This window comes from Methylococcus sp. S1M (genome assembly GCF_051295855.1).
In the GTDB taxonomy this organism is placed as follows: Bacteria; Pseudomonadota; Gammaproteobacteria; order Methylococcales; family Methylococcaceae; genus Methylococcus; species Methylococcus capsulatus.
Map to the genome: position 1 here is coordinate 44,914 of NZ_JBPDXO010000008.1, position 25,139 is coordinate 70,052.

The window sequence follows — 25,139 nt, forward strand, 5'->3', positions numbered from 1 at the left end:
CCTATTCGTTGGTGTCAACGCATCCGCGAGTCAAGTGGAGGTGGCGGCTGTACCCGCCGCAAAAAATACAGGACGGATACGCCGTCCTGCCCAAAACGATGGGGATTGAGGAAGTCCTTTGGTTTGTCGTGGGGATGGAGCCATCCCGCCAATCCTGGCGGGAGGTTTATCTGCCGCAGTCGTAGGCCTTGGCGGTGGCGATGCCGTTGAATGCTCCGGACGGCTTGAGGTCACTCCAGACGATGTGGCTTGCGCCGATCTGGGTCGCCTCTCTTTCCGCGGAAGCCTTGGCTTCGGGTTGCCAGCTCCCGAATTTCTTGCCGTAGCCGGAAGATCCCCGGACGGTTTTCAGGAACTGGCAGTTCTTGACGTCGTTTTCGGTGACGATGTCGGGTTTGGCATGGGCCTGCCCGGCCAGGAGGCCCATGGTCAGCACGATGCCTAAGGTGGTTGTCATTCTGGTAAGCATGGGGCGTTCCTCTTGGACGGGTCTGAGTGTAGCTGTCGAATGCATCATTATGGTGCATAAATCGATATTGCACCAACGATGTGCGCAATATCGTATGACGTTTCGCCTCAAAACGAAACCCCCGGCTTATTCTTTTTTCGGCTGGTCGAAGGTCTGATTATGCTCAGGAGCGTGCCTGGCCGTCTTCCCTGGCAAAGGGATGGGCAGTCCGGCAGGGACAGGAGGGTGAGTGGTCTATGATGGGGCGGTGCTCAGTGTTGGGGCAGAAATGCCCGGGCTGGAGCGGCGGGGGTGTCGGCTTTGCCGGGTGGCTCTGCCGGGTTTGGCAGTCCGGCCGGTTACTCTCTGTGGCAAATGCCGTTTTCGGGACGGTCGATCGGTTTTGGCGGTTCCGACACCTTCTCGCCGCCGTCGCAGGACGATACCTGCCGCGGCCGCCGCCCAGGAGAGGCTTCAGTGTTTGGAGAAGAAGGCTTCGGCGCGCTGCTTGAGCTCCTCGGCCGGCACGTCCTCGATGTGGGTGGCGATCCACCAGATGTTGCCCGATGCATCGCGCACCCCGCCGTGGCGGTCGCCGTAGAACTGGTTGGCGAGCGGCGCGATCGAAGTCGCTCCCGCATCGAGCGCGCGCTGGTAGGCGGAGTCGGCGTCGGGGACATAGAGATAGATTGCGCCGGGCATCGGCTGCCACTCGCCTCGGGCCTCGCTCAGCATGATCACGGAGTCGCCGACCCGCATTTCGGCATGGCCGACGGTGCCGTCCGGCCGCATGATCCGTTCCCATTCCTTCGCGTCGAAGGCGGTTTTCATGAACTCGATCAACTCGTCGGCGCCCCGCACCACCAGATAAGGGATGACGGTGTGATAACCATCGGGGATAGCTTTAGCCATGTCTTGCCTCCTGTGCTCGCGACCTGGGACGACGTTTTGACGGACTACGGATTCTAAGCGTAATCGCAGTCTTGCATGGAAGCCAACATCCCGCTCACGGTTCTGCGCCTTCGCCCCCGTGAATGAGGGGTAGGAACGGTTCCGCCGCGAACCGTGCCGGCTCCCGCGTCGTCGCCCGTACCAGAGTGCCGCCCAGTCTCCGCGCGCCGAGCGCCTTCCAGAGCGCTTCGTACCAGCCGGTCACGTAGCCGTACCAGTCCGGGCCGTGCGTATCGACGATCCAGTCGCGCTCGCGGGCGAACCGCTCCAGGAGGTTTTCGTACCAGACTGCAAACCGGGGAGTCCAGTCTTCCCGAGTCTGTAGCTTCCAGCCGGTCGCGGCGAGGGTGTCGCCCACTGTTTCGAATTCGATCGGATTCCCGATCTCGGGGCCGAGTTCGGGCGGTGGGGGCTGGGTCGCGGGCCGGGTATAGTCGACGAGGAGCAGGATGCCTCCCGGCCGCGCGGCCATCCTCATTCGGCGCAGAGCCTCCGTCTGGTCGGGGATGGCGTACAGGGCCGTGAACAGATAGACGAGGTCGAATCCCTGGAATTGCGGCCGTTCCATGCGGCAGACGTCCTGCTGCAGGAACCGGACGCCGGGATAACGCATCCTGGCATACTCGATGGATGTGGCGTCGATGTCCACCCCCGTCACTTCGCCCCAGCCATGGCGCCAGAACCAGTCGGCGGTACCGCCGCGACCGCAGCCGACATCCAGCAGACGGTGAATCCTTTCCCGCGGGAGTCCATCGACCGCGGCGGCAATGGCCTCCTCTTCGCCGGGGTGGGCGTAGTCCCCGTTTCTGGCGCGTGCCAGGATGGCCTTGCCGGCGGGAGAGTTCATCCGGAAATCCATGCGGGTGCCTCGACAGGCTCAATGGTGTGGGAAGTATATCGTCCGCCCCCGGAGCTGGATCTCGACGGGCGCTTGGTTTAGTTTGCTGCGATCGAGTGTTCCCGAACGGGAGCAGGGCAATGAGGACGGAGCGCGTGAACACCCATCATCGTCATTACAGCGAGATCCTGGATGCCCTGAAGATCTGTTTTCCCTCACCGGTATCCAATCCGGTCATGGACGGCTACTTCGTGCATACCTTGTCCTGTTTCCTCGACAGGGTGGATGGCCTCAAGTCGGCCTCACCCATCCTGGGTTCGACGCTGGATGGTGATTATTCCGCCCAGCGCGCCTTGCCGATGCCGGAGCGGATGAGTTCGATCGAGCAGATCACCGCGATGTTGGCGGACTATTGCCGTGGCATGGTGGTATGGGCACATCCCAATGCCCAGGCCAACGTGATACCGCCGCCCACCATCGCCAGCATCACCGCCTTCATCGCCAGCGCCATCTACAACCCGAACATCATCTGGGACGAATATTCGGCCCGCTTCGCCGAAGCCGAAATCGAAGCGGTGGCCATGCTGGCGGATCTGGTGGGCTACGAGCGTGAAAGTGCCGGCGGGGTGTTCACCTTCGGTGGCACCGGCACGATACTTTACGGCCTGAAGCTGGCCCTGGAGAAGATTTCCGGTGGCCGCGCCATGCATGAAGGCATCCGCAAACCGTACAAAATACTGGCTTCGGGGGTGTCACACTATTCCCGGGTGAACGCAGCTGGCTGGCTGGGGCTCGGTACCGAAAACCTGGTCACCGTGCCGACGACGCTGCAGAACGAGATGTCGCTGACTCATCTGGAAAGTGAGCTGCGGAGGCGGTTCGAAGCCGGCGAGGAGGTGGCGGCGATCATCGCCACCCTCGGCACCACCGACGCCTTCGGCATCGACGATCTCGCCGCCATCGCCGATATCCGGGATGCGCTGGCGGAGGAATACCGCCTGCCGTACCGGCCGCACCTCCATGCCGATGCCGTGATCGGCTGGCCGTGGTCGGTGTTCAAGGATTACGACTTCGAGCTGAATCCCTTGGGATTCCATGCCCGTACCCTGCGCTCGCTGCAGGATTCGGTGGAACGTATCGGCCTCCTGCACCGCGCCGACAGCATCGGGCTGGATTTCCACAAGACCGGCTACGTCCCTTACGTATCCAGTGCCGTGTTGGTCAAGAACCGCGACGACCTGGCACTGCTGAGTCGCGATCAGGCGCAGATGCCCTATCTGTACCAATTCGGCCATTACCATCCGGGGCTGTTCACCTTGGAATGCTCCCGCTCCGGCGCCGGCGCGCTCGCCGCGCTGGCCAATCTCCGGCTGCTCGGGAAGGAGGGCTACCGCGTCATCCTCGGCCACAGCGTGGAAATGTCGGAGCGCCTGCGCGAGCTGCTGGAGGAGCTGGACTTCGTCCATATCCTCAACGGCGGCAACTTCGGGCCGGTGACGCTGTTCCGTCTCTACCCGCCGGGCATCGAAGCGGCAGCGGCCTATCGGCGGGAACTGACCGATCCGGCGTACGCGGACATCCTGGAGCGCCACAACCGTTTCAACCGCGAAATCTTCGACCGCATGCATGCCAAGGCGGTGAAAGGCGAGGGCGTGCTGTTGTCCTGGACCGACGCCTATCGCGACGCGGGGCGCGGCAACGGCCGCATTGCGGCTATCAAATCCTTCATCATGAGTCCCTGGACCGACCGACGCACGATCGATCGGGTGGTGGACCAAGTGTGGCGGGCGTGGGAGGTCTGTGGGCCGGGTTTTTCAGCCTGAATGGCCGGACAGCGCCCGGGGGCTTATGCTCGTACCCTACGCGGTATATCATAGGCATTCCGACGGCCAGAACACGATTCATTCTTCCCTCCTCCATGAACAGGCGAACCGCTGAGGTCGAGCGTTATACCCTGGAAACGCAGATAAGGGTCCAGGTCGACCTGGACGGCACCGGCAAGGGTAAATTCCGTAGCGGCGTACATTTTCTCGACCACATGCTCGACCAGGTGGCGAGGCACGGCTGCATGGACTTGGAGGTCGAAGCGAAGGGTGACTTGCACATCGACGCCCACCACACCGTGGAAGACATCGGCATCGCGCTCGGCCAGGCTTTCGCCAAGGCGCTGGGCGACAAGCGCGGCATTCACCGCTACGGCCATGCCTACGTCCCCCTGGACGAGGCGCTGTCGCGGGTGGTGATCGATTTTTCAGGACGCTCCGGTCTGTTCTACGAGGTCGAATTTCCCCGCGACCGCATCGGCGACTTCGAGGTGGATCTGTTCGTCGAGTTCTTCCGCGGATTCGTGAACCACGCCCAGGCGACGCTGCACATCGACAATCTCAAAGGGCTGAACGCCCATCACGTCGCCGAGACCATATTCAAGGCGTTCGGGCGCGCGGTGCGCGCGGCCGTCGAGCGCGATGCGAGAACCGCCGGCGTCCTCCCTTCGACCAAAGGTCTGCTCTGAGTCCGACCCTCGATCCATCTTTACTTTTCCGACAGAACCTGAGCTTATGTCTTCGGTGGCGGTCATCGATTACGGCATGGGGAATCTCCACTCCATCGCCAAGGCGCTCCAGCATGCAGACGCAAACGCCGCTGTCACGGTCACGTCCGATCCGGACGTGATCCTTGCGAGTGATCGCGTGGTGTTCCCCGGGGTGGGAGCCATGCGTGACTGCATGGCGCACCTCGCCGAGCGGCGATTGGAGCAGGTTGTCCGCCGCGCCGCCGCTGAGAAGCCGTTCCTCGGCATCTGTCTCGGCATGCAGGCGTTGCTTGAAGAGAGCGAGGAGAACGGCGGCACCCGCTGCCTCGGCCTCATTACGGGCCGGGTGCTGCGGTTCCCGGAAGGGCTCACCGGTGCTGCCGGCGAACCGCTCAAGATCCCGCACATGGGCTGGAACCGTGTTCATTTCAGCGACCCATCCCATCCGCTTTGGGCCGGTATCCCGGCGGAGAGCTGGTTCTATTTCGTGCATAGCTATTACGCGGCGCCCGCCGATCCGGCCGACGTCGCCGCGACCAGCGACTATCCCACCCCGTTTGCGGCGGCCGTGGCGCGGGGCAAGGTTTTCGCGGTGCAGTTCCATCCCGAAAAGAGCCAGGCCGCCGGTTTGCGTCTGCTGGCCAATTTTCTCCGGTGGGAACCTTGGTCATCCCGTTGAAAAACCCGCTACTGAGGGCGTTGAGGGCCTTACGTTTATGCTGCTGATACCGGCTATCGACTTGAAAGACGGCAAATGTGTCCGCCTGCGGCAGGGCCGCATGGAAGACGATACGGTGTTTTCCGATGATCCGGTGGCGGTGGCCGGCCGCTGGGTCGCTGCCGGTGCCCGGCGCCTGCATCTGGTGGACCTGGACGGGGCTTTCGCTGGCAAGCCGCGCAATGCCGAGACCATCCATGCCATCCGCGAGGCCTGTCCCGATGTCGAGATCCAGGTCGGCGGCGGTATCCGCGACGAGGAGACCATCCAGGGTTATCTGAACGCCGGGGTCGATTTCGTCATCATCGGCACCAAGGCGGTCAGCGCGCCCCATTTCGTGAGCGATGTCACGGCCGAATTCCCCAACCACATCATCATCGGCCTGGACGCCCGCGACGGCAAGGTCGCCATCGACGGCTGGTCCAAACTCTCACACCATGACGTGATCGACCTGGCGCAGAAATTCGAGGCGGATGGCGTGGAGGCGATCATCTATACCGACATCAGCCGCGACGGCATGATGGGCGGCGTGAACATCGAGGCCACCTCCCGGCTGGCGCGCGCGATCCACATCCCCGTGATCGCCTCCGGCGGCATCACGACGATCGACGACATCAAGGCGCTGGGCGAGATCGTCGGCGACGGCGTCATTGGTGCCATCACCGGCCGGGCGATCTATGAAGGCACGCTGGACTTCGCCGAGGGTCTCAAGCTGGCGGAAACCTTCTAGCATGCTGGCCAAGCGCATCATTCCCTGCCTCGACGTCGACAACGGGCGCGTGGTCAAAGGCGTCCGTTTCGTCGACATCCGCGATGCCGGTGATCCGGTGGAGATCGCCCGGCGCTACGACCGGGAGGGAGCGGATGAGCTGGCCTTTCTCGACATCACCGCCAGTTCCGACGACCGCGAAACCATGGTGCACGTGGTCGAGCAGGTCGCCGGCGAGGTGTTCATCCCGCTGACGGTGGGGGGCGGCATCCGTACCCTGGACGACATCCGCCGCATGCTCAATGCCGGTGCCGACAAGGTCAGCATCAACACCGCCGCGGTGTTCAATCCCGAGTTCGTGCGTGAGGCCGCCGAGCGTTTCGGCTCGCAGTGCATCGTGGTGGCCATCGACGCCAAGCAGGTGAGCGAGGACCCGCCACGCTGGGAGATTTTCACCCACGGCGGACGCAAGCCGACCGGGCTGGATGCCGTGCAATGGGCGCGGCGCATGGTCGAACTGGGTGCCGGTGAAATCCTCCTCACCAGCATGGACCGCGACGGTACCCGTTCCGGCTTCGACCTGGGACTGACCCGGGCGGTCAGCGACGCGGTCGGCGTGCCGGTCATCGCCTCCGGCGGCGTGGGCAATCTCCAGCATCTCGCCGACGGTATCCTGCAAGGCCGGGCCGATGCCGTGCTCGCCGCCAGCATTTTCCATTTCGCCGAGTACAGTCTCGGCCAAGCCAAGGATTTCCTGGCCACCCAGGGCATCGAGGTGCGCCGGTGAGCGCCTGGCTCGACGAGATACGCTGGACCGCTGACGGTCTGGTGCCGGTGGTGGCGCAGGAAGCCGGGACCGGCCAAGTGCTGATGGTGGCGTGGATGAACCGCGAGGCCCTGGCTTTGACCGCCGCGGAAGGCTACGCGGTGTACTGGTCGCGCTCGCGCGGCCGGCTGTGGCGCAAGGGCGAGGAGTCCGGCCACCGCCAGAAGGTGCTGGAAATCCGCATCGACTGCGACGAGGACGTGGTGCTGCTCAAGGTCGAACAGGCCGGCGGCATTGCCTGCCACACCGGCCGCCACCACTGCTTCTACCGCGTGCTGCAGGACGGCCGCTGGGTGACGGTCGAACCCGTCCTGAAGCCGCCCGATTCGATCTACGGAGCCTGAGTGATGGACGTCCTGCACCGGTTGGCGGAAATCCTGGAACAGCGCAAGACCGAAGCGCCGGACAAGAGCTATGCGGCGAGCCTGTATGCCAAGGGGCTCGACACCATCCTCAAGAAGATCGGTGAAGAGGCCACCGAAACCGTGATCGCCGCCAAGGACGGGGAACCCGGAAAGATCGTCTACGAAATGGCCGACCTGTGGTTCCACTGCTGCGTGCTGCTCGCCCAACAGGGGCTCGGGCCGGACGATGTGCTGCGGGAGCTGGGCCGGCGCTTCGGTATGTCGGGTCTGGAGGAGAAGGCTTCGCGCAAACTCGGTTGAGGGGGCGTTGCGGCTTTTTCCCTTCTCCCGCTGGGACGAAAACGCCGGGAGCGATTTTGGTCGAGCGAAGCTCGCCCGCAGGGTTTCGGGCTGGATTGTCCGAAAACAGAAGGTGGCCCGTGGGGCCGGATGAGGGAGGGCGCTTCCCGTCACTCAACCATTCCACAGCCTGGCCGACACCGCGCCGCCCAGGCTCGCGGCGACCAGGAAACCCGTCAGCCAGGCCAGCCCTAGCCACAAATGGCGCCGGGCCAGGTGATCCTGGGACAGCGCCGAGATCAGGAATCTCGACCCGTCACGCGGTTTCCTCAGCACGTTGAGCTCCACCGAATGGGCTGCGGTGCCGCGCCGTCGAAACACCTCGTCGCGGGCCGATTCCCGCGCCTTCTCCCATTCCGCCAGGTCGATGTCGCCATCCTTGTTCTCGTCGAAGCGCCGCAGCAAAGCCGTCTTGTCCCGTTTCCAGGCTGCCAGCAGATCCCGGGTCTCTTCCTCGGGGGAGCAATCGCCGCCGCCGATGCCGGCGAACTGGCCGGAAACGAAAAGCCACTCGCCTTCGGGGATGCGGGACTCGGTATAACGGTAGGGTCCGGCCGGAAGCAGGACCTCCCAGACACTTCGGCGGCCGCGCGGCGGGCCGCCGGGCTGCGGGTAGAGGCCGCGCCAGCTCAGGCGGATGGGCGGCAGTACCTCGGCGTCCTCGGGATCGACGACACAGCGACCGGTTTCATCCTCGATTTCGAAGATGGCCGTGCTGGTGCCCGCGTCGACCGTTTGCCAGCTTGAGTCTCCGCTGCCCCGGTCTTTGCGTTCCAGCGTGTAGCGGTACCACACGCAGCGTTTCCCGCTCAAGGGTGCGATGATGGGGGCGCCCGCCATCATCCGGGCGCGTCCTTCCAGTTCGACGTATCCCTGGGCAGCCGAGCGAATGCGCGAAGTCGGCCGGTCGGTGATCGCCCGGCCATGGCCCAGATGGCGGAAACCCTGCCACAGGCACAGCGCCGCCATGGCGGCGCTCAGCCAGGTCAGCAGCCAGATTTCGTGTTCCCCCGCCGCCGCGAGCCAGCCGGACATACCCATCAGCCGAACAGGGCGCGCAGGTCCGGGTTGCTGGTGTCGGTATCCGAGAATTCCAGCAGGTCGAACGGCTTGAAGCCGAACAGGCGGGCGATGACGAGGTCGGGAAACTGGTCGAGCCGTACGTTGTTGGCGTTGACGTGATCGTTGTAGAACTCGCGGCGGTCGGCGATCGAGCTTTCCAGCTCGGTGATGCGACGCTCCAGCATCCGGAACGACTGGTCGGCTTTCAGTTCGGGGTAGTTCTCGGCTACGGCGAAAAGGCTCATCAAGCCTTGACGCAGCTCGCCCTCGGCTGCGCCCAGGGCGCGGACGTCGTGATGTTTGCGGGCCGCGGAGACGCCACCGCGGGCCTGGATCACCCGTTCCAGCGTTTCCTTTTCGTGCTTCATGTACTGCTTGCAGGTTTCCACCAGCTTGGGCAGCTCGTCGTGGCGCTGGGCCAGGAGCACGTCGATGTTGGCCCAGGCTTTTACGGTATCATGCTTGAGTTGCACGAGACGGTTATAGATCAGGATCACGTACAGGGCGATCAGGATCAGCACCCCGAAAAATATGAAACCGGCGATGGGCATGGCGACTCTCCTCCTGCGTGGGGTCCAGTATAGCGGCCGGCGGCCATCGCCAGAACGCCGACCGGCAGAGAGGAAAGATGGCGATTCAGACCTACAATGGTATCCACCCCACACTGGGCCATAACGTATTCGTGGCGGAAAGCGCCTTCGTGGCGGGCGACGTGAGCCTGGGCGACGATGTTTCGATCTGGCCCTGCGTGGTCGCCCGCGGCGACGTCCACCGCATCGAAATCGGCCCCGCCACCAACATCCAGGACGGCAGCGTGCTGCACGTCACCCAGCCCAGCGCCTTCAACGAAGCCGGATTCCCCTTGATCGTCGGCGCCGGCGTCACCGTCGGCCACCGCGCCGTGCTGCACGGCTGCACCATCGGCGACCTGTGCCTGATCGGCATCGGCGCCATCGTCATGGACGGCGCCGTCATCGAGGACCGCGTCATGGTCGGTGCCGGTACCCTGGTCCCGCCGGGCAAGCGCCTGGAAAGCGGCTACCTCTACGTCGGATCGCCCGTCAGACAGGCGCGGCCACTGAAGGACTCCGAACTCGAGTTCCTCGTCCATTCCCGCGACGGTTACGTCAGGCTAAAGGAGCGGTATTTGCGCGACGGTGTTATGTTGTGACCCAACATGCGCAAGACTCGCGGGCCGAGGGCAAGGTCATCCTGAGTTCCGTAAGCTTTGTGCCCATAGGGATGGAGACCTCCTGCCGGGAAAAAACGCAACACCGTTTGCGGTCCGTCCGATCTCGGCTCCCCATAGGGCTTTCTGCAGTTCCATGGGTGACCAGACATGGATGGATTTTCCGGGAGGGCGCTCCCGCCGAATTTTGCAAGGATTCATCTTGACAAGCCCAAAAAAGCTGGTTTTAGAATTCCGACTCCTATTCTAGGAAAGCGGAATCTCGTATGTGAGCTTGTTGGCAGACGTAGGCAATTTGGTGCCATTCGTCAAGGAGCTTACCATGTCACGAACCATCCATCTCGCACTCATACTCGCAATCGCTCTGCTGGGTCTTGTTCCGGCCAAGCCCTGCTCAGCCGACCCGGACTTTTCCAAGATCGGCGACATCCTCTCCGGCAAGCGCCGTCTGTTTCCGGTGGACGACCTCATCGTCACCCAGATGAGCCCTACGGGATTGCAGGTCCAGACGATCGTGCAAACGAAAAACGGTGGCCTGGGTTCGCAGCAGAGCTATAGCAATCTCCCCAATCCTGGAAGCTACGCCACAGGGATCGGGCGCATGTTCAAGCTGCCGCGCGACGTGTTGGTCACGGTGGTCCAGGATTCGGTCGTGATCCAAGATCAGAATCCAAACGGCACGGTGACCCGCACCTTCCCTCTCAACGTAAGCGGCACTCCGAACTTGAACCAGTTTCCGAGGGCGGATTTCACAGGCGACGGTTATGCGGATTTCGCCTACCTCGTCGGCAACAGCATCTATATCCTCACCGCAAAAAACGTCGAAAAAATCGACGATGGGCTGTTCTACAGCGAAGCCGGTGCGGCGCCCTTCGACTTGACCAACAAGTGGGCAGTCCTGGCCGCCGGGGATTTCGACGGCGATGGCGTACCGGAAGTGGCGCTCGCCGCCGCCCAGAACAATAACGTCACCGTCACGATTTACACCGTGACGGTGACTCACGACAGCCAAGGGCGCCTCGCGAACATCTCGCTCGCGCCTTCCGGCTCCACGGCATTCACCATTCCATCGAGTACCAATTTGGAGATGGCCATGGTGGCCGGCGTGTACAGCGGTGCCGTCAATCCGCAGACCGCGCTGCCGCTTTCCGATCTCGTCCTCATGTACAAATACAGCCTTGGCGACACAGATCATGTGGACCTGCGTTCGCTGCAGGTCGAAGTGGCCAGCACCAATCCCACCGTATACAGCATCGCGGTGGCCGATACGGAAAACTGGGGCGCGACCGGTAACGGCGTTTGGAAGATTGCGATGGTGAGCGACAATCTCGACTTTTTTGGTGACTCGGAGCAGATCGTCGCCACCACCACGGAAACGCCAGGAGAATATGCGCATGTCGCGGTGTTTACCCTCGACAGCAATCTCAACATCTATAAACCCAGGGAGCAGATTTTTAGCTTATTGGAACACGATCAGGAGGGAAATCCCGTATACTCCGCTGGAATCTATTCGGTCGCCGTCGGCAACTTCGATCAGGAAATCGAGCAGAACCAGCCGATCCAGCTCGAGATCGCGCTACTTTGGTACAAGGGCACTTATAATCCTCCCCCTGTCCACCAGCCCGTGTATCAAGCCCAGCTTTGGCTGTTCCACGTAGACCCGTCCAAAGATTATGCGCTGTCGCCGGTTCCGGGCGGGAATGTCCAATTTACCGGACCACAAGGCGGCTTCTCGCATCTGATGGCGGGCGATACCCAAGGCCGCTCCGCCTTGCTCGGGAATCCGACGAAGCTCACTTCGACTTTCACGCAGCCCCTGACGATCCTCTCCATGCCGCCCCAGCACGTGGACTGGATCACCCCGGCCGATGGAACGCAACCTGAAGTGTTGAATCTATCTGGTCATAAGGGTTTCTCCAGCACCTACCAGATGGAGCAATCGCAATCCAATCAATCCTCGTCAGAAAGCACCACCAGCTTCAGTCATTCCATTACAGAAAGTATTTCTGGATCTTACTCGTGGGGCGTGCCAGACGTATCTACTATATCGATCACAGTAAAAGCCGGATCTACTCAGCAGTGGCAGGATTCGGTGGCAAAAAAATATAATAAATACTCCAAGTACGCGTTTGATTTGAGTGTGCAGACCACCATAGATGACGATATCTGGATCAAAGATGAAACGCAAAACATATACGTCTATCCAGTCATCGGACAGTATGTTTGCCCGCCGAAGCCAGGCTCGCCGACGCCTCTGTGCAGCCCCAGCGAACTGGTGCAGCTCAATGTGATGTTTTCCGGGCCGAGCGATGTCAGCTATGCTCATTTGGACGGCGCCAAGGTGGAGTGGTACCAGCCCGTACACGAACCCTTCAATGTTTTCTCCTATCCTTGGAGTTTGCAGCAGCTCCAAAAATTCGAACCGAACATCGATTTATTGACTTCGAACTCCCCGCAGCTTTTCGCCACCGACGGCTCTCAGCAGACGCAAAAAACGAACTGGTCGGCCGGTCAAGGCAGTACCGTGACCGTGGGTTCGGCTCACAACTATTCCTGGTTCCTGGACCTTAGCATTTCGCGAAACGCCAAGGTGGGAGCCGGTGGCTCGTTCAACTTTTCGTACAATGGCAGCAAATCGATCAGCAATCTCAATACCTCGACCATTTCAGTGGGGGCGTCCACGGGGGTCGGTATCATCAAACCCGGTACCTTTCTTGACCCCCAAAACTACCAATATATGGTAGGTTCGTACATCTTTGGCACCAAGCCGGATCCGGACACGCAACAGCTCGATCTCGGTACCGACGTGCAGACGAACGGCATCCTGCGCGCGGAATATACAGCCGATCCAACGAACCCAAACAGCGGTTCGTGGTGGCAGACAAACCCCTATTCACTGCCCGACGTCGCGCTGAACCATCCGGCTCGCTGGACCATCGTCCAGGGTAACAAGCTTGCTCCCAATTGCCTGTTGGTCCAGCCCGGGTTGCCCGGAACCTGGTGTGCGAACTTTAACGCCCCGGATTGGGATCCTGATGGTCTCTGGACCAGTCAATTCTTATGGATGAAAGGTTTGCTGATCTCGCCCGGGGAAGCAAACGGGGAGGGTCCACAGATCGCGAAGGCGCGCGCGGGCGAAAAAGTGCGATTGCAGGCCCGCGTCTACAACTATTCGACGACCGATGTGCCGCCGGGAAGTTCGGTGCAGGTTCGATTCTACGGCCAGCCATTCGATGAGACGACGAAAATACCGGCCGGCGATGCCTTCCTGATCGATCAGGTTTCGCTCGCGCCGATCCCGGGGTTCAATTCGCAAACCAACTCAGTCGAGGAGCAGCAGCCGAACTGGGTCTTGGCCAGCACCGACAAACTGGACACCACCGCCCATGCCGATCAATATCTCGCGTTTTGGGTGCTCGTATGGATGCAGGACGCCCAAGGCAACCTCATCGGGGAGATGCCCGGCCACGGTCTCTACCAACTACCTGGTACGTTTACCAGCATCACCGATGCCGCAGGGCTGGTCGAAGCGTACAGCAACAACGTCGGTTTCTATCCCAGTTTGTTCTATGTCGCCCCGCCCAATGCCCCAGGCGCGAGCCACGCCGGCAATGGCAGCGGAGATGTGCGACTCGATCGGATCCAGCTTTCGAAGCGAATCGCGCTCCTCGGAGATAAAGTGACCGTCCGAGCGAACGTACATGCCGAAAACGACCACGATCACCTCACCGCCCTTTTCTACGATGGCAATCCGGAAAAGGAAGGCAAGGCCTTTGAGTACGAAACCGTTTCCCATATCCGGGGCGGCAGTTTCTATCATCTCAAAACGATCTACGACGCTGATGATTGCGGGATTCACGACATCTATCTCGACCTTTGGCCAGAAGGTATCCGCACCCATACCAAACTCTATGTGACTCTGGATCCGCGCCCTATCATTTCCGACATGCTTGGATACCTGCCGCAGCCACTCTCTGCTTCTTCCATTGATCCTCCATTGCCACTGCGCCCTGTAACGTCTATGCGTTTGCTGCATCGACTGGTTCCAAGTCAAGCTTTTCCATTCGAAGAGCACAGCGGGGACGCGGTTACACATTTGCAGGCGGCGAAAAAGTTCTTTGGGGAGAGGGATAACGCCTCGGCGCTTGCGTCCCTGCAGAAATTCGAAGCGCATCTGAGGAGCCAAAGCGTCAAGTCCTTGTCCGCCCAGCAGATCGAAATCCTGCTTGGCCAAACGCAGCGCATTCTTGACTGCGTGAAGCCGTGGCCTCTTTGAGCTGTCGTCAAAAAGGAGAACACCATGCCATACCTGAAAATCCATATGAACCGTGAGATCGAACCGGGGAAGTCGAAAGCGCTGCTGGCTGCGGCTTCCCAAAGAATGGCCAGCGAACTGGGCAAGCCGGAACGCTATGTGATGGTGGAACTCACCTCGAATCCGGCCATGCTTTTTGCCGGCACGGACGAGCCGGCGGCTTTCGTGGAACTGAAGAGCATCGGCCTCCCCGCCGGCAAGACCAAGGCCCTGTCCCAGACCCTGTGTTCGCTGCTGCAGGATTCCGCCGGGATAGCGCCGGCGCGCGTCTATATCGAGTTCACCGATGTCGCCGGGGGATTCTGGGGATGGAACGGCTCCACCTTTTGACGGGGTAGGACGCGTTCCCGGCCGGATTTTTCTTCGAGTGTTGCTCCGTCGGATCACTTCGCGGTTCGTCGCTCGGCTTCGAGCGTCTCGATCACCGGGCGTGTTTGCGGGCGCACACCGCGCCAGAGCAGGAAGGCTTCGGCGGCCTGTTCCACCAGCATGCCGATGCCGTCGGCACTGACGACCGCTTGCTTTTCCTGGCCCCACCGCACGAAGGGCGTCGGTTCGGCGGCATAGGCCAGGTCGTAGCAACTGCCGCCGGGGGCGAGTATGTCGGCGGGGAGCGGCGGGAGTTCGCCGCTCAGACTGGCGGCGGTGGCGTTGATGATCAGGTCGAAGCGGCGACCGGCCAATGCAGCGAAGCCGCAGCCTTCGACGGGGCCCAGGTCGCCGAATTCCACGGTCAGGGTTTCCGCCGTGGCGACGGTGCGGTTGGCGATGACCAGCCGGTCCGGCCGCTCGGCCAGCAGGGGCGCCAGGATTCCCCGCGTCGCCCCGCCGGCGCCGAGTATGAGGATTTTCGTGCCCGCGAGGTTCAGCCCGAGGTTGTCCCGCAGGTCGCGGAGCAGACCGATGCCGTCGGTGTTGTCGCCGAAGATCGAGCCATCGCCCCGCAGGAGCAGCGTGTTGACCGCACGCGCCCGCTTTGCCCTGGCGCTGCGGTTGTCCGCGAGCAGCCAGGCCATCTCCTTGAGCGGGATGGTGCAGTTGAGGCCGCGGCCACCGCCGTCGAAGAACGCGCGGACGCAGGATTCGAACCGGTCGGGTGGCACGTCCTCGGCGGTGTAGATCAGGTCCTGGCCGGTCTGGGCGGCGAACAGGGCATGGATGCGGGGTGACTGGCTGTGTTCGATCGGGTGCCCGAACACGGCGTATCGGTCGGGCTGGGTCATTTCAGCCAGGTCGCCACGTCCTTGGCGAAATAGGTGAGGATGCCGTCGGCGCCGGCGCGCTTGAATGCCAGCAGGGACTCCAGGACGACCGCGCGCTCGTCCAGCCAGCCGTTTTGCGCAGCGGCCTTCAGCATGGCGTATTCGCCGCTGACCTGGTAGGCATAGGTGGGCACGCTGAAGCGATCCTTCACCCGCCGCACGATGTCCAGGTAGGGCATACCGGGCTTGACCATGACCATGTCCGCGCCTTCCTGCAAGTCCAGTTCGACTTCCCGCAGGGCTTCGTCGCCGTTGGCGGGGTCCATTTGGTAGCTGTATTTGTTGCCGCCGCCGAGGTTCGCGGCCGAGCCTACCGCGTCGCGGAACGGACCGTAGAAGCTGGAGGCGTACTTCGCCGAGTAGGCGAGGATGCGGGTATTGACGAACCCCTCGGCTTCGAGCGCCTGGCGGATGGCGCCGATGCGCCCGTCCATCATGTCGGAAGGGGCGACCACGTCGGCGCCGGCGGCGGCGTGGGACAGTGCCTGCTTCACCAGGGTTTCCACCGTCTTGTCGTTGACCACGTAGCCGTCCTCGTCGATCAGTCCGTCCTGGCCGTGCGAGGTGAAGGGGTCCAGGGCGACGTCGGTGATGACGCCCAGTTCGGGGAGCCGGGCTTTCAGTATCCTGACAGCGCGCTGGGCCAGACCTTCCGGGTTCCAGGCCTCGCTGGCCTCCAGATCCTTCTTGTCCGCGTCGATCACGGGAAACAGGGCGACCGCCGGAATGCCCAGCTCGAACGCGGCCGTTGCTTCGTCCAGCAGAAGGTCCAGGCTGAGGCGCGCCACGCCGGGCATCGATGTTACCGGTTCGCGGAGCCGGCTGCCCTCGGTGACGAACAAGGGGTAGATCAAGTCGTCCGCCGTCAGCCGGTTTTCCCGCATCAGGCGGCGACTGAAGTCATCCCTGCGCATGCGGCGGAGGCGGATGGACGGGAAGCGTCCGGGGCGGGTCTCGGGCATGTCCTTGAACTGGGTGGTTTCCGAATCGAATGGTATAGTGTACTCAAGGCTTGCACGCTATGATACCGCGTGCTTGACGCCCCTGTTTTTTTCCCCTCATTCCCTTCAGGAGTCTTTCATGAATGCCAAGGCCGTATTGCGTTACGCAAGTTGCTTGCAATTCGTGCTATTGCTATGCGGGGTGTCTGCAGCATCGGCCTTTGCCGAGCAACTCTCGCCTCCGCAGCAAGTGATTCAGCAGACCTCGAACCAGCTTCAGAGTTCACTGCAAAAGCCCGAGTACAAAGAGGATTTCCGCAAGGCGACCGAACTGGTCGAACGCATCATCGATCCACACGTGGATTTCGAGCGGGTCTCCATCCTGGTGCTGGGGAAGTACTGGAAGACGGCCACGCCGGATCAGAGGGAGCGGTTCAAGAAGGAGTTCAGGACGCTCCTGGTCCGGACCTACACCACGGCGTTTACCGAGTATTCCAACTGGAACATCCGCTATCTGCCGATGCAGGAAGGCGCCGAGCCCGGCAAGACGATGGTCCGGACCGAGGTCCTGCAGGAAGGCGCGCAGCCGATCGCGGTCAACTACCGTATGGTCCAGACGGGGGGTGAATGGAAGGTCTACGACGTGCTGATCGAAGGCATCAGCCTGCTGCAGAACTACCGCACCAGTTTCACCCAGCAGGTCGCTCAGACGGGTCTGGAGCCGCTGATCAAGGAACTGGTGCAGCGCAATGCCAACGCGTTCAAGGAGCCGTTGGCCCACAAGGAATCATGATTCGAGCCACTCCTTGGGTTTCAGGTAGTTGAGATAGAGGTTTTCCTCGGCACTGCCTCGCTCCGGCCGCCAGTCGTAGCGCCAATGGGCGACGGGGGGCAGTGACATGAGGATGGACTCGGTTCTCCCCCCCGACTGGAGTCCGAACAGGGTTCCGCGATCGTAAACCAGGTTGAATTCGACGTAGCGTCCGCGCCGGTAAAGCTGGAACTCCCGCTCCCGCTCCCCATAAGGTATCGCCTTCCGCCGTTGGACGATGGGGAGGTAAGCCTTCAGGTAATGGTCGCCCACGCTGCGGAGGAAAGCGAAGCTGCGCTCGAATCCCCATTCGTTCAGGTCGTCGAAGAAGAGGCCGCCCACGCCGCGGGTCTCGTTGCGATGCTTCAGGAAGAAATACTCGTCGCACCAGCGCTTGAACCGGGGATAGACGTCTTCCCCGAACGGAAGGCAGGTGCTCCGGGCCGTCCTGTGCCAATGGATCACGTCTTCCTCGAACGGATAGAAAGGTGTGAGGTCGAAGCCGCCTCCGAACCACCAGATCGGTGTCTCGCCTTCCTTCTCGGCCAGGAAGAACCGCACATTGGCGTGCGAGGTGGGGACATAGGGATTCAGCGGATGGATGACCAGCGACACGCCGGTGGCCTGGAATCCGCGGCCGGCCAGTTCCGGCCGGTGTGCCGTCGCCGAGGCCGGCAGGCTGGCGCCGCGGACATGGGAGAAGTTGACGCCGCCCTGTTCGAAGGTTTCTCCGCCGCTCAGGACACGGGTCCGACCGCCGCCGCCGGCGGCGTGCTCCCAGCGGTCCTCGACGAAACGGGCGCGCGGCTCTTCCGTTTCCAGCGCATTGCAGATGCTCTCCTGAAGATCCAGCAGATAGGACTTGACGGCTTCGATGTCGGGGCCGGCCATGTCTTGATTCCTCCGTGTCGTGGTGCGGCTCGGCACCGTGCCGAGGCCTCGGCGGATTCTAGCACGGCCGGCCCGGCGGACCGGGCGGGGGGGGCGTGAGCGATCGCGATCTGTTTGCCGGGCTGCTGGCCCCCCGGTCTTTTCCGGGCTGGGTCGAGCTTCTTCTGCCCAGGATCGAGGCCCGTTTTCAGGAAGGGCGCCACGGCGACTGGCCGGCCTGGATGCAGCTCCTGGGGGAGTTGCCGAAGGTCGTCCCCACGCGGCTGGATTTCGCCCAGAACGCCGTGAGGATAGAAGGCGATACGGATTGCGACGGTGCTACCCGCCGCTCCATCGAAACCGCTCTGCGCCGGCTCCACCCCTGGCGCAAGGGGCCATACGACATTCACGGCATCTTCATCGACGCCGAATGGCGCTCCGACCTGAAATGGCGGCGGCTGGAGGGAGCCATCGCGCCGCTCGCGGGGCGGCGGGTGCTCGATGTCGGCTGCGGCAACGGCTATCACGCCTGGCGCATGCTGGGGGCCGGTGCGAAGTCGGTGATCGGTATCGATCCCACTCTGCTCAGCGTGGTGCAGTTTCTCGCGGTGCGGCATTTCGCCGGGGACTGGCCGGTCGCCGTGCTGCCTTTGGGTATCGAGGACTTTCCGGCGGAAACCCGGGCCTTCGACACGGTGTTCTCGATGGGCGTGCTGTATCACCGCCGCTCGCCGTTCGACCATTTGGTGGAATTGAAAGGCTGTCTGCGGCCGGGCGGCGAGCTGGTGCTGGAAACCCTGGTCGTCGAAGGCGAGGCGGGCCGGGTGCTGGTGCCCGAGGGGCGTTATGCCCAGATGCGCAACGTCTGGTTCGTTCCGTCGCCGCCGACGCTGTCGTCCTGGCTGACGCGCGCGGGCTTCCGCCAGGCCCGGCTGATCGACGTGTCCCCGACCACGATCCAGGAGCAGCGCTCGACCGGCTGGATGCGGTTCCAGTCGTTGGCGGACTTCCTCGATCCGGACGATCCGTCCCGCACGATCGAAGGCCATCCCGCGCCGCGTCGGGCGATCTTCCTGGCCGAGGCGCCCTGAGCCGAGTCGGTCCTCGCCCTTTCTCCCGCTGCGGAATGTCCGGATAATGGCGGCCCGTGACTCAGAACGCTTCAACTGCCGATGGCCGTGGTTCCGCTCATGCGTTTCGTCTTGCTGCTGCTTCCCGCGCTGCTGTCCGGCTGCGCGAGCACGCCCGAGGTGACGCGGAGTGCACCGGCTGCCGCCAATGGCCACGTCGTGCCCTATGCGCTGAGTCTGCAGGGGGTGCCCTATGTGTGGGGCGGAGCCTCACCGGCACAGGGATTCGACTGCAGCGGTTTCGTCCAGCACGTCTATCGGCGACACGGCATCGACCTGCCGCGCACAGCCCGCGAGATGGCGAGCAAGCTGCCGGAGGTTCCCAAGCATTGCCGCCTTCCCGGCGACCTCCTGTTTTTCCGGACCGACGGACGCTCGTATTCCCACGTCGGCATCTACATCGGCAACGAATCCTTCGTCCATGCCTCCAGCAGCCATGCCGGCGTCATGATTTCCAGCCTGAGCAAACCGTACTGGCTGAGCCGCTTCCTGGGCGTGCGGCGGCCGCATTCCCGATACCGGTTGCCGGACGACGCCATGGCCGCCGCCGATCACCGCCAACGAACCCAACGGAGAGGACATCCATGAAAGCCATCGTCATGACCCGGCCCGGCGAAGCCGCCGAGGTGCTGGAACTGCGCGACCTGCCCGAACCGGCGTTGACGGCGCCGACCCAGATCAAGGTGCGGCTCCGGGCGGCGGGGGTCAATCCCATCGACACCAAGGTTCGCCGCCGCGGGCTGTTCTACGACGATGCCCTGCCGGCGGTCCTCGGCTGCGATGGAGCCGGCGAGGTGGTCGAAGCCGGGGCGGAGGTCGACCGCTTTCGGATCGGGGACCGGGTCTGGTTTTGCAACGGCGGCCTCGGCGCCGAGCAGGGGAACTATGCCGAATATACCGTGCTGGATCAGCGCTGGGCGGCGCCCATGCCGGCATCGAGCGCGTTCGCCGGTGCGGCGGCCGGTCCGCTGGTCCTGATCACGGCCTGGGGTGCCTTGTACGATCGGGGACGGCTGCAGCCCGGCCAGACCGTCCTGGTCCATGCAGCCGCCGGCGGCGTCGGCCATGTCGCCGTGCAATTGGCCAAACTGCGCGGGGCGCGGGTCATCGCCACCGTGGGCTCCGAAGAAAAGGCCGCGCTGGCCAGGGGCTGGGGCGCCGATGAGACCATCGACTACCGGACTCAGGATTTCGTCGCCGAGGTCAACGCTCTGACCGGCGGGCGAGGCGCCGATCTGGTGCTGGACACGGTCGGTCCCGAGGTGTTTCGCCGCAGCGTCGAATGCACCGCCCATTTCGGCGACCTGGTGACCCTGCTCGACACCGGCGCCACCTCCCTGGCCGAAGCACGGATGCGCAACTTGAGGATCGGCTTCGAACTGATGCTGGTACCGATGCTGCGCAAGCTGGACGCAGCGCGGGACCACCACGTGGAAATCCTCTGTGCCTGTGGTGAATGGATCGATGACGGCAAGCTCGAACTGTACGTGAGCGGTGTCCATCCGCTCGAGGAGGCCGCTCGGGTACACGACATCATCGAAGCCGGACATACCACCGGCAAGCGGGTGCTCTGCATCGACTGAGCGACGCATGGGGCTTCGACACGGCTGGAAGCGCTGGCCTTCGCTGTGGGTGCTGGCCGTCTGCATGGCGCTGCCGGGCGCCGCAGTAGCGGAAGGCTCTCCAAGCGGTGCAATGGTTCAGCCGACCCCGGCGGACGTCGAAGCTTTCGTCCGCGAAGGCTGTCCGCATTGCGAGCGAGCCGAAGCTTTTCTCGCGACGCTTGGCCGCGAGCATCCCGGCCTGCGTATCTTGGTCCGCGACGTCACGCGAGACCCGCGCGCTCTGGCCCGGTTGCAGGCGCTGGCGGCCGAACACCGCGAGACTCCGCGGGTTCCTTCGTTTCTGGTGCGGGGACAGTGGATCGTCGGCTATTCGGATGAATCAGGGGACGGGCAGCGGATCGTCGCTGCGCTGGGCGACGCGGGATTGGCCGGACCGGCCGGGTCGCAGAGCTGCGAAGCCGAAGCGGCCCTGAGCTGCGGCCCGGAAACCGCGGCTCCTGCAGCTTCCGAGGTCTTCGCGGTCGAGCTGTTCCGGCGACGCATCACCCTCGAACAGGCTGGATTGCCCGTCTTCACCGTCGTCCTGGGACTCCTTGACGGCTTCAATCCGTGTTCGCTGTGGGTGCTGATCCTCATGATCTCGCTGCTGGCGCCGATGAAAGACCGGCTGCATATGCTGGCGATCGCGGGCACCTTCGTGGCGGTGGAAGGAATCGCCTATTTCGCATTCATGGCCGCCTGGCTCAATCTGTTCGTGTGGATAGGCGTTTCGCGGGTATCGGAGCTCGTCATCGCCGCGATCGCCCTTCTGGCCGGATCGATCCACCTCAAGGACTTCTGGGCCTACGGCCGTGGCATTTCGCTGTCCATACCGGCGAGCGCCAAGCCGGGCATCTACGCCCGCATGCGGCGCATCCTGCAGGCGGAAAACCTCTGGGGCGCCATGGTCGGTGCCATCGTGCTCGCCGTCCTGGTGCAGTTCGTCGAACTCCTTTGCACCTCGGGGTTCCCGGCCCTGTACACCCGGATCCTGACCCTGCGGCAGTTGGGCGGCGCCGAATACTACGCGTATCTCCTGCTGTACAACCTCGCCTACATGCTGGACGACGTCATCGTGCTCGGCATTGGCGTCGTCACCCTGAGCCAGCGCCGGCTCCAGGAAAACGAGGGCCGCTGGCTCAAACTGGTCAGCGGGGCAGTCATGGTGGGGTTGGGGCTGTACCTGATCGGCATGCCGAGGTAAGGTTGGGCCGTCTGGTCGCCATGGCTTGGCGGTCAGGTTTATGACGAACCGGCGGAGCCGGGGGACGAGGGCCGTCCTTCACCTGAATCGGGAGGGATCCGATGCTGCTCCCCTACACGGCGCAGCAATGCTTGAATTTCCTCCCGCTGCCGCAGGGGCAGGGCCCGTTCCGGCCGACGGCGGTTTCGCCGCTGTCGGGATGGATTTCGCCGTCGAGATAGACCCAGGCGCTTTGCTGCCGTACGAACCGGCTGGTTTCGTGGAGGGTTCCGCGGCGTGAGCCGGCGAGGTAATGCGCCCGGAATTCGACTTTACCCTCGGTATCCGACGGGCCGCCGAGGCGGGTGAGCAGGATGTCCAGCCTCAGCCAGCGTGTGGTATCGGCGGCGATGTTCAACGCCGCTGGCCGGGTTCGGGCATCCCAGGTCCGCAGCAGATAGGCTTCGTTTTTCGATGCGTAGGCGCTGTAGCGCGAACGCATCAGCGCTTCGGCGGTGGGGGCGGTGCTCGGGCCGGTATGGAAGGCGCCGCAGCAGTCCGAATACGTCAGGCCGCTGCCGCAGGGGCAGCTCGATTTCGCGCCGGTCATGGGCTCAGAGCAACCCCCGCTCGGCAAAGGAATAAGGCATGCCGTCGCCGATGATGAAATGGTCGAGCACGCGGATGTCGACCAGCCCCAGCGCCTGCTTCAGCCTTTGCGTGAGCATTCGGTCGGCGTCGCTGGGTTCGCAGATGCCGGAGGGGTGGTTGTGGGCGAAGATCATGGCCGCCGCGTTCTCGGCGAGGGCCTGCTTGACCACTTCCCGAGGATACACCGAGGCCCCGTCGATGGTGCCGCGGAACAGTTCTTCCGCACGAATCACCCGGTGCTGGTTGTCCAGGAACAGTCCGACGAACACCTCGTAAGGTTTGCCTTTCAGCCAGTTCGAGAGATATTGCCGCGTCAGATCGGGGCTGGTGAGCGCATCCTCGCGCTTCAGGCATTCTTCGAAATGGCGCCGCGCGAGTTCGAGCACGGCCTGAATCTGTGTGTACTTGGCCGTGCCCAGTCCGGCCGATCGCACGAAGCGCTGGTGGTCCGCGTTGAGCAGGGCGGACAGCGAGCCGAATTCCTGGAGCAGGTCGCGGGCGAGGTCGACCGCGCTTTTGCCCGCGATCCCGGTGCGCAGAAAAATGGCCAGCAATTCGGCATCGGACAGCGCGGCGGGGCCGAGCTTCAGCAGCCGTTCGCGCGGGCGTTCGTCGGCGGGCCAGTCGGTGATGGGCATGGTTTTGGCGTTCTTCCGTGTCGGGTCGTTTCAAGCATAGAAGGGCTGGATTAAACTTGCCATAATGTCGCCCCAAACCGCCCCTTCCTCAAGATTTCCGTCTTTGGTCGATCTCCACCACAAGCGCATTCTCCTCGGCGTGACCGGCGGCATTGCGGCCTATAAGGCCGCAGAGGTCAGCCGTCGGCTGCGTCTGGCCGGGGCCGAGGTGCGGGTGGCGATGACGCCGGCGGCCTGCCGGTTCGTCCAGCCTTTGACGTTCGAAGCCCTCTCCGGTCATCCGGTCGCGTACGACATGTTCGTGCCCGGCGCCGAGGCGGCGATGGGGCACATCCAGTTGTCCCGCTGGGCGGACGCCATCCTGGTCGCTCCGGCATCGGCGGATTTCCTGGCCCGGATCAGCCTGGGGCTGGCCGACGACCTGCTGGCCACCCTGTGTCTGGCCGCGGAAGTACCCCTGTTTCTTGCGCCGGCGATGAACCGCGCGATGTGGCTGCACCCGGCGACCCGCTCTCACGCCGCCGCCTTGGCGGGAAGGGGTGCCGTCCTGTTGGGACCCGACGAAGGCGATCAGGCCTGCGGTGAGACGGGGCCGGGCCGGATGCGGGAACCGGCCCGGCTCGTCCTCGATCTTGCCGAGGCGTTGGCGGCGGAGCGCCTGCTTTCAGGCATCCGGGTCTTGATCAGCGCGGGTCCGACCCGTGAGCCCATCGACCCGGTGCGTTTCATCGGCAACCGCAGTTCCGGCAAAATGGGCTACGCCCTGGCTGCTGCGGCGCGGAACGCCGGCGCGGAAGTCACCCTGGTCAGCGGGCCGGTGGCACTCGATGCGCCGGCCGGGGTCGAAACCGTGCGGGTGGAAACCGCCGCCGAGATGCATGCGGCCGTCATGGCCCGGACCGGGGGGGCGGATATCTACATCGGCACCGCCGCCGTGGCGGACTACACGCCGGGTCGGGTGGCCGACACCAAGATCAAGAAACACGGCGAGCAGCTGGAGCTGACCCTGATCCGGACGCCAGATATCCTCCGCAGCGTCGCAGCCTTGGCGGACAGACCCTTTGTCGTGGGATTCGCCGCCGAGACCGGCGAGGTCGAGACCTACGCCCGCGCCAAGCTGGAAGCCAAAGGCGCCGATATGGTGGCCGCCAACGAAGTCGGTAGCGGGGCTCCGGGGGGGTTCGAGCGGGATGAAAATGCCCTGTTCGTGTGCTGGCGGGGCGGAGAGTGCCATTTGCCGCTGGCCAGCAAGACCGAGATCGCCCGCCGACTGATTCGATTGATAGCCGATCGCTACTATGCCGAAAATACAGATCAGGATCCTTGATTCCCGCCTTGGCAACGAAATCCCGTTGCCCCACTATGCCACGCCGGGTGCTGCCGGCCTCGACCTCCGGGCTTGCCTCGATGCCCCCCTGGTGTTGCAGCCGGGCGAGACCCGACTGATCCCGACCGGCTTCGCCATCCACATCGGCGACCCGGATTTGGCGGCGGTACTGTTGCCGCGCTCCGGACTCGGCCACAAGCACGGGATCGTCCTGGGCAACCTGGTGGGTCTGATCGATTCCGACTACCAGGGCCAGGTGCTGGTGTCCTGCTGGAACAGGGGGCCAGAACCCTTCGAAATCGCCGTGGGTGAGCGGATCGCACAGATGGTGTTCGTGCCGGTGGCCCAGGTGTCGTTCGAGCAGGTCGAAGCGTTCGCCGAAAGCCGGCGGGCCGAGGGCGGCTTCGGCCATACCGGCCGGCATTAGCC

27 protein-coding genes are annotated in these 25,139 nt (G+C 63.4%); 17 read left to right on the plus strand and 10 right to left on the minus strand.

What is annotated here, in order from left to right:
* Positions 1 to 166: 166 nt before the first annotated feature.
* From ACSHWJ_RS13340 to ACSHWJ_RS13350, 3 genes are all read right to left on the minus strand, one after another.
* Positions 167 to 457: a hypothetical protein gene (locus ACSHWJ_RS13340; RefSeq protein WP_218798468.1), complete on the minus strand. Its 291-nt coding sequence runs from the start codon at positions 455 to 457 to the stop codon at positions 167 to 169.
* A 465-nt stretch (positions 458 to 922) separates the two neighbouring features.
* Positions 923 to 1,360 carry a VOC family protein gene (locus ACSHWJ_RS13345; protein ID WP_010962009.1) on the minus strand — a complete coding sequence of 146 codons (438 nt, stop codon included), beginning with the start codon at positions 1,358 to 1,360 and terminating at the stop codon, positions 923 to 925.
* Between the two features lie 94 nt (positions 1,361 to 1,454).
* Complete coding sequence (locus tag ACSHWJ_RS13350) at positions 1,455 to 2,246, minus strand: class I SAM-dependent methyltransferase (RefSeq protein ID WP_249385207.1); 792 nt, start codon at positions 2,244 to 2,246, stop codon at positions 1,455 to 1,457.
* Positions 2,247 to 2,392: 146 nt separating this feature from the next.
* Between ACSHWJ_RS13350 and ACSHWJ_RS13355 the strand changes: the two genes are divergently transcribed.
* The 7 genes from ACSHWJ_RS13355 (at position 2,393) to ACSHWJ_RS13385 (ending at position 7,688) form a co-directional block, all read left to right on the plus strand.
* Positions 2,393 to 4,060, plus strand: a complete 1,668-nt coding sequence (locus tag ACSHWJ_RS13355) for a pyridoxal phosphate-dependent decarboxylase family protein (RefSeq protein ID WP_256996556.1) — start codon at positions 2,393 to 2,395, stop codon at positions 4,058 to 4,060.
* 95 nt (positions 4,061 to 4,155) lie between these two features.
* Positions 4,156 to 4,749, plus strand: coding sequence for an imidazoleglycerol-phosphate dehydratase HisB (gene hisB, locus ACSHWJ_RS13360; protein ID WP_010962006.1), 594 nt, complete (start codon positions 4,156 to 4,158; stop codon positions 4,747 to 4,749).
* Positions 4,750 to 4,795: 46 nt separating this feature from the next.
* On the plus strand, positions 4,796 to 5,449 hold the full coding sequence (hisH, locus tag ACSHWJ_RS13365) for an imidazole glycerol phosphate synthase subunit HisH (RefSeq protein WP_010962005.1): 654 nt from the start codon (positions 4,796 to 4,798) through the stop codon (positions 5,447 to 5,449).
* A gap of 37 nt (positions 5,450 to 5,486) precedes the next feature.
* Complete coding sequence (hisA, locus tag ACSHWJ_RS13370; protein WP_010962004.1) at positions 5,487 to 6,218, plus strand: 1-(5-phosphoribosyl)-5-[(5-phosphoribosylamino)methylideneamino]imidazole-4-carboxamide isomerase; 732 nt, start codon at positions 5,487 to 5,489, stop codon at positions 6,216 to 6,218.
* Position 6,219: 1 nt separating this feature from the next.
* Entirely contained in the window at positions 6,220 to 6,984 is a 765-nt protein-coding gene (gene hisF, locus ACSHWJ_RS13375) for an imidazole glycerol phosphate synthase subunit HisF (RefSeq protein WP_010962003.1), read from the plus strand.
* On the plus strand, positions 6,981 to 7,367 hold the full coding sequence (gene hisI / locus ACSHWJ_RS13380; RefSeq protein ID WP_010962002.1) for a phosphoribosyl-AMP cyclohydrolase: 387 nt from the start codon (positions 6,981 to 6,983) through the stop codon (positions 7,365 to 7,367). Before hisF ends, hisI begins: the two co-directional genes overlap by 4 nt.
* 3 nt (positions 7,368 to 7,370) lie before the next feature.
* The gene (locus ACSHWJ_RS13385; protein WP_010962001.1) at positions 7,371 to 7,688 is read left to right on the plus strand and encodes a phosphoribosyl-ATP diphosphatase; all 318 of its coding nucleotides are present in this window, start codon (positions 7,371 to 7,373) and stop codon (positions 7,686 to 7,688) included.
* 153 nt (positions 7,689 to 7,841) lie between these two features.
* On the opposite strand, the gene ACSHWJ_RS13390 is transcribed toward ACSHWJ_RS13385, so the two are convergent.
* Positions 7,842 to 8,762 carry a GIDE domain-containing protein gene (locus ACSHWJ_RS13390; protein WP_143708560.1) on the minus strand — a complete coding sequence of 307 codons (921 nt, stop codon included), beginning with the start codon at positions 8,760 to 8,762 and terminating at the stop codon, positions 7,842 to 7,844.
* A 5-nt stretch (positions 8,763 to 8,767) separates the two neighbouring features.
* Positions 8,768 to 9,340, minus strand: coding sequence for a LemA family protein (locus ACSHWJ_RS13395; protein ID WP_010961999.1), 573 nt, complete (start codon positions 9,338 to 9,340; stop codon positions 8,768 to 8,770).
* A 77-nt stretch (positions 9,341 to 9,417) separates the two neighbouring features.
* Here ACSHWJ_RS13395 and ACSHWJ_RS13400 point away from each other — a divergent pair, with 77 nt between their 5' ends.
* The 3 genes from ACSHWJ_RS13400 (at position 9,418) to ACSHWJ_RS13410 (ending at position 14,623) form a co-directional block, all read left to right on the plus strand.
* Positions 9,418 to 9,960 (plus strand): gamma carbonic anhydrase family protein, encoded by a 543-nt coding sequence (locus tag ACSHWJ_RS13400; protein WP_010961998.1) that lies wholly within the window; start codon positions 9,418 to 9,420, stop codon positions 9,958 to 9,960.
* Positions 9,961 to 10,300: 340 nt separating this feature from the next.
* A complete protein-coding gene (locus tag ACSHWJ_RS13405; RefSeq protein ID WP_333687364.1) occupies positions 10,301 to 14,254 on the plus strand; it encodes an FG-GAP-like repeat-containing protein in 3,954 nt (1,317 codons plus the stop codon).
* Positions 14,255 to 14,278: 24 nt separating this feature from the next.
* Positions 14,279 to 14,623 carry a phenylpyruvate tautomerase MIF-related protein gene (locus ACSHWJ_RS13410; protein WP_010961996.1) on the plus strand — a complete coding sequence of 115 codons (345 nt, stop codon included), beginning with the start codon at positions 14,279 to 14,281 and terminating at the stop codon, positions 14,621 to 14,623.
* Between the two features lie 53 nt (positions 14,624 to 14,676).
* Here the strand turns inward: ACSHWJ_RS13410 and aroE are convergent, their stop codons facing one another.
* Both aroE and hemB read right to left on the minus strand, forming a co-directional pair.
* Positions 14,677 to 15,516 carry a shikimate dehydrogenase gene (gene aroE / locus ACSHWJ_RS13415; protein ID WP_017365565.1) on the minus strand — a complete coding sequence of 280 codons (840 nt, stop codon included), beginning with the start codon at positions 15,514 to 15,516 and terminating at the stop codon, positions 14,677 to 14,679.
* The gene (gene hemB / locus ACSHWJ_RS13420) at positions 15,513 to 16,517 is read right to left on the minus strand and encodes a porphobilinogen synthase (protein ID WP_333687361.1); all 1,005 of its coding nucleotides are present in this window, start codon (positions 16,515 to 16,517) and stop codon (positions 15,513 to 15,515) included. Before hemB ends, aroE begins: the two co-directional genes overlap by 4 nt.
* A gap of 118 nt (positions 16,518 to 16,635) precedes the next feature.
* Here hemB and ACSHWJ_RS13425 point away from each other — a divergent pair, with 118 nt between their 5' ends.
* Positions 16,636 to 17,289 carry an MlaC/ttg2D family ABC transporter substrate-binding protein gene (locus ACSHWJ_RS13425; protein ID WP_010961993.1) on the plus strand — a complete coding sequence of 218 codons (654 nt, stop codon included), beginning with the start codon at positions 16,636 to 16,638 and terminating at the stop codon, positions 17,287 to 17,289.
* Here the strand turns inward: ACSHWJ_RS13425 and hemF are convergent.
* Entirely contained in the window at positions 17,284 to 18,198 is a 915-nt protein-coding gene (gene hemF / locus ACSHWJ_RS13430) for an oxygen-dependent coproporphyrinogen oxidase (protein WP_218798354.1), read from the minus strand. The genes ACSHWJ_RS13425 and hemF overlap by 6 nt on opposite strands.
* 95 nt (positions 18,199 to 18,293) lie before the next feature.
* Between hemF and cmoB the strand changes: the two genes are divergently transcribed.
* The 4 genes from cmoB to ACSHWJ_RS13450 all read left to right on the plus strand — a co-directional run bounded on the left by cmoB (position 18,294) and on the right by ACSHWJ_RS13450 (position 22,115).
* A complete protein-coding gene (gene cmoB / locus ACSHWJ_RS13435; protein WP_218798353.1) occupies positions 18,294 to 19,268 on the plus strand; it encodes a tRNA 5-methoxyuridine(34)/uridine 5-oxyacetic acid(34) synthase CmoB in 975 nt (324 codons plus the stop codon).
* A gap of 81 nt (positions 19,269 to 19,349) precedes the next feature.
* On the plus strand, positions 19,350 to 19,895 hold the full coding sequence (locus tag ACSHWJ_RS13440; RefSeq protein WP_017365561.1) for a C40 family peptidase: 546 nt from the start codon (positions 19,350 to 19,352) through the stop codon (positions 19,893 to 19,895).
* Complete coding sequence (locus ACSHWJ_RS13445; protein WP_432539919.1) at positions 19,892 to 20,890, plus strand: zinc-dependent alcohol dehydrogenase family protein; 999 nt, start codon at positions 19,892 to 19,894, stop codon at positions 20,888 to 20,890. Before ACSHWJ_RS13440 ends, ACSHWJ_RS13445 begins: the two co-directional genes overlap by 4 nt.
* Before the next feature lie 7 nt (positions 20,891 to 20,897).
* Positions 20,898 to 22,115 (plus strand): glutaredoxin family protein, encoded by a 1,218-nt coding sequence (locus ACSHWJ_RS13450; protein ID WP_218798351.1) that lies wholly within the window; start codon positions 20,898 to 20,900, stop codon positions 22,113 to 22,115.
* A 112-nt stretch (positions 22,116 to 22,227) separates the two neighbouring features.
* Here the strand turns inward: ACSHWJ_RS13450 and ACSHWJ_RS13455 are convergent, their stop codons facing one another.
* Together ACSHWJ_RS13455 and radC are read right to left on the minus strand one after the other, a co-directional pair.
* Positions 22,228 to 22,704, minus strand: coding sequence for a YchJ family protein (locus ACSHWJ_RS13455; protein WP_218798350.1), 477 nt, complete (start codon positions 22,702 to 22,704; stop codon positions 22,228 to 22,230).
* A gap of 4 nt (positions 22,705 to 22,708) precedes the next feature.
* Positions 22,709 to 23,383 carry a RadC family protein gene (radC, locus tag ACSHWJ_RS13460; protein WP_017365557.1) on the minus strand — a complete coding sequence of 225 codons (675 nt, stop codon included), beginning with the start codon at positions 23,381 to 23,383 and terminating at the stop codon, positions 22,709 to 22,711.
* 64 nt (positions 23,384 to 23,447) lie between these two features.
* Between radC and coaBC the strand changes: the two genes are divergently transcribed.
* On the plus strand, positions 23,448 to 24,710 hold the full coding sequence (coaBC, locus tag ACSHWJ_RS13465) for a bifunctional phosphopantothenoylcysteine decarboxylase/phosphopantothenate--cysteine ligase CoaBC (RefSeq protein ID WP_432539918.1): 1,263 nt from the start codon (positions 23,448 to 23,450) through the stop codon (positions 24,708 to 24,710).
* On the plus strand, positions 24,682 to 25,137 hold the full coding sequence (dut, locus tag ACSHWJ_RS13470; RefSeq protein WP_017365555.1) for a dUTP diphosphatase: 456 nt from the start codon (positions 24,682 to 24,684) through the stop codon (positions 25,135 to 25,137). Before coaBC ends, dut begins: the two co-directional genes overlap by 29 nt.
* The last annotated feature ends 2 nt before the right edge of the window (positions 25,138 to 25,139 follow it).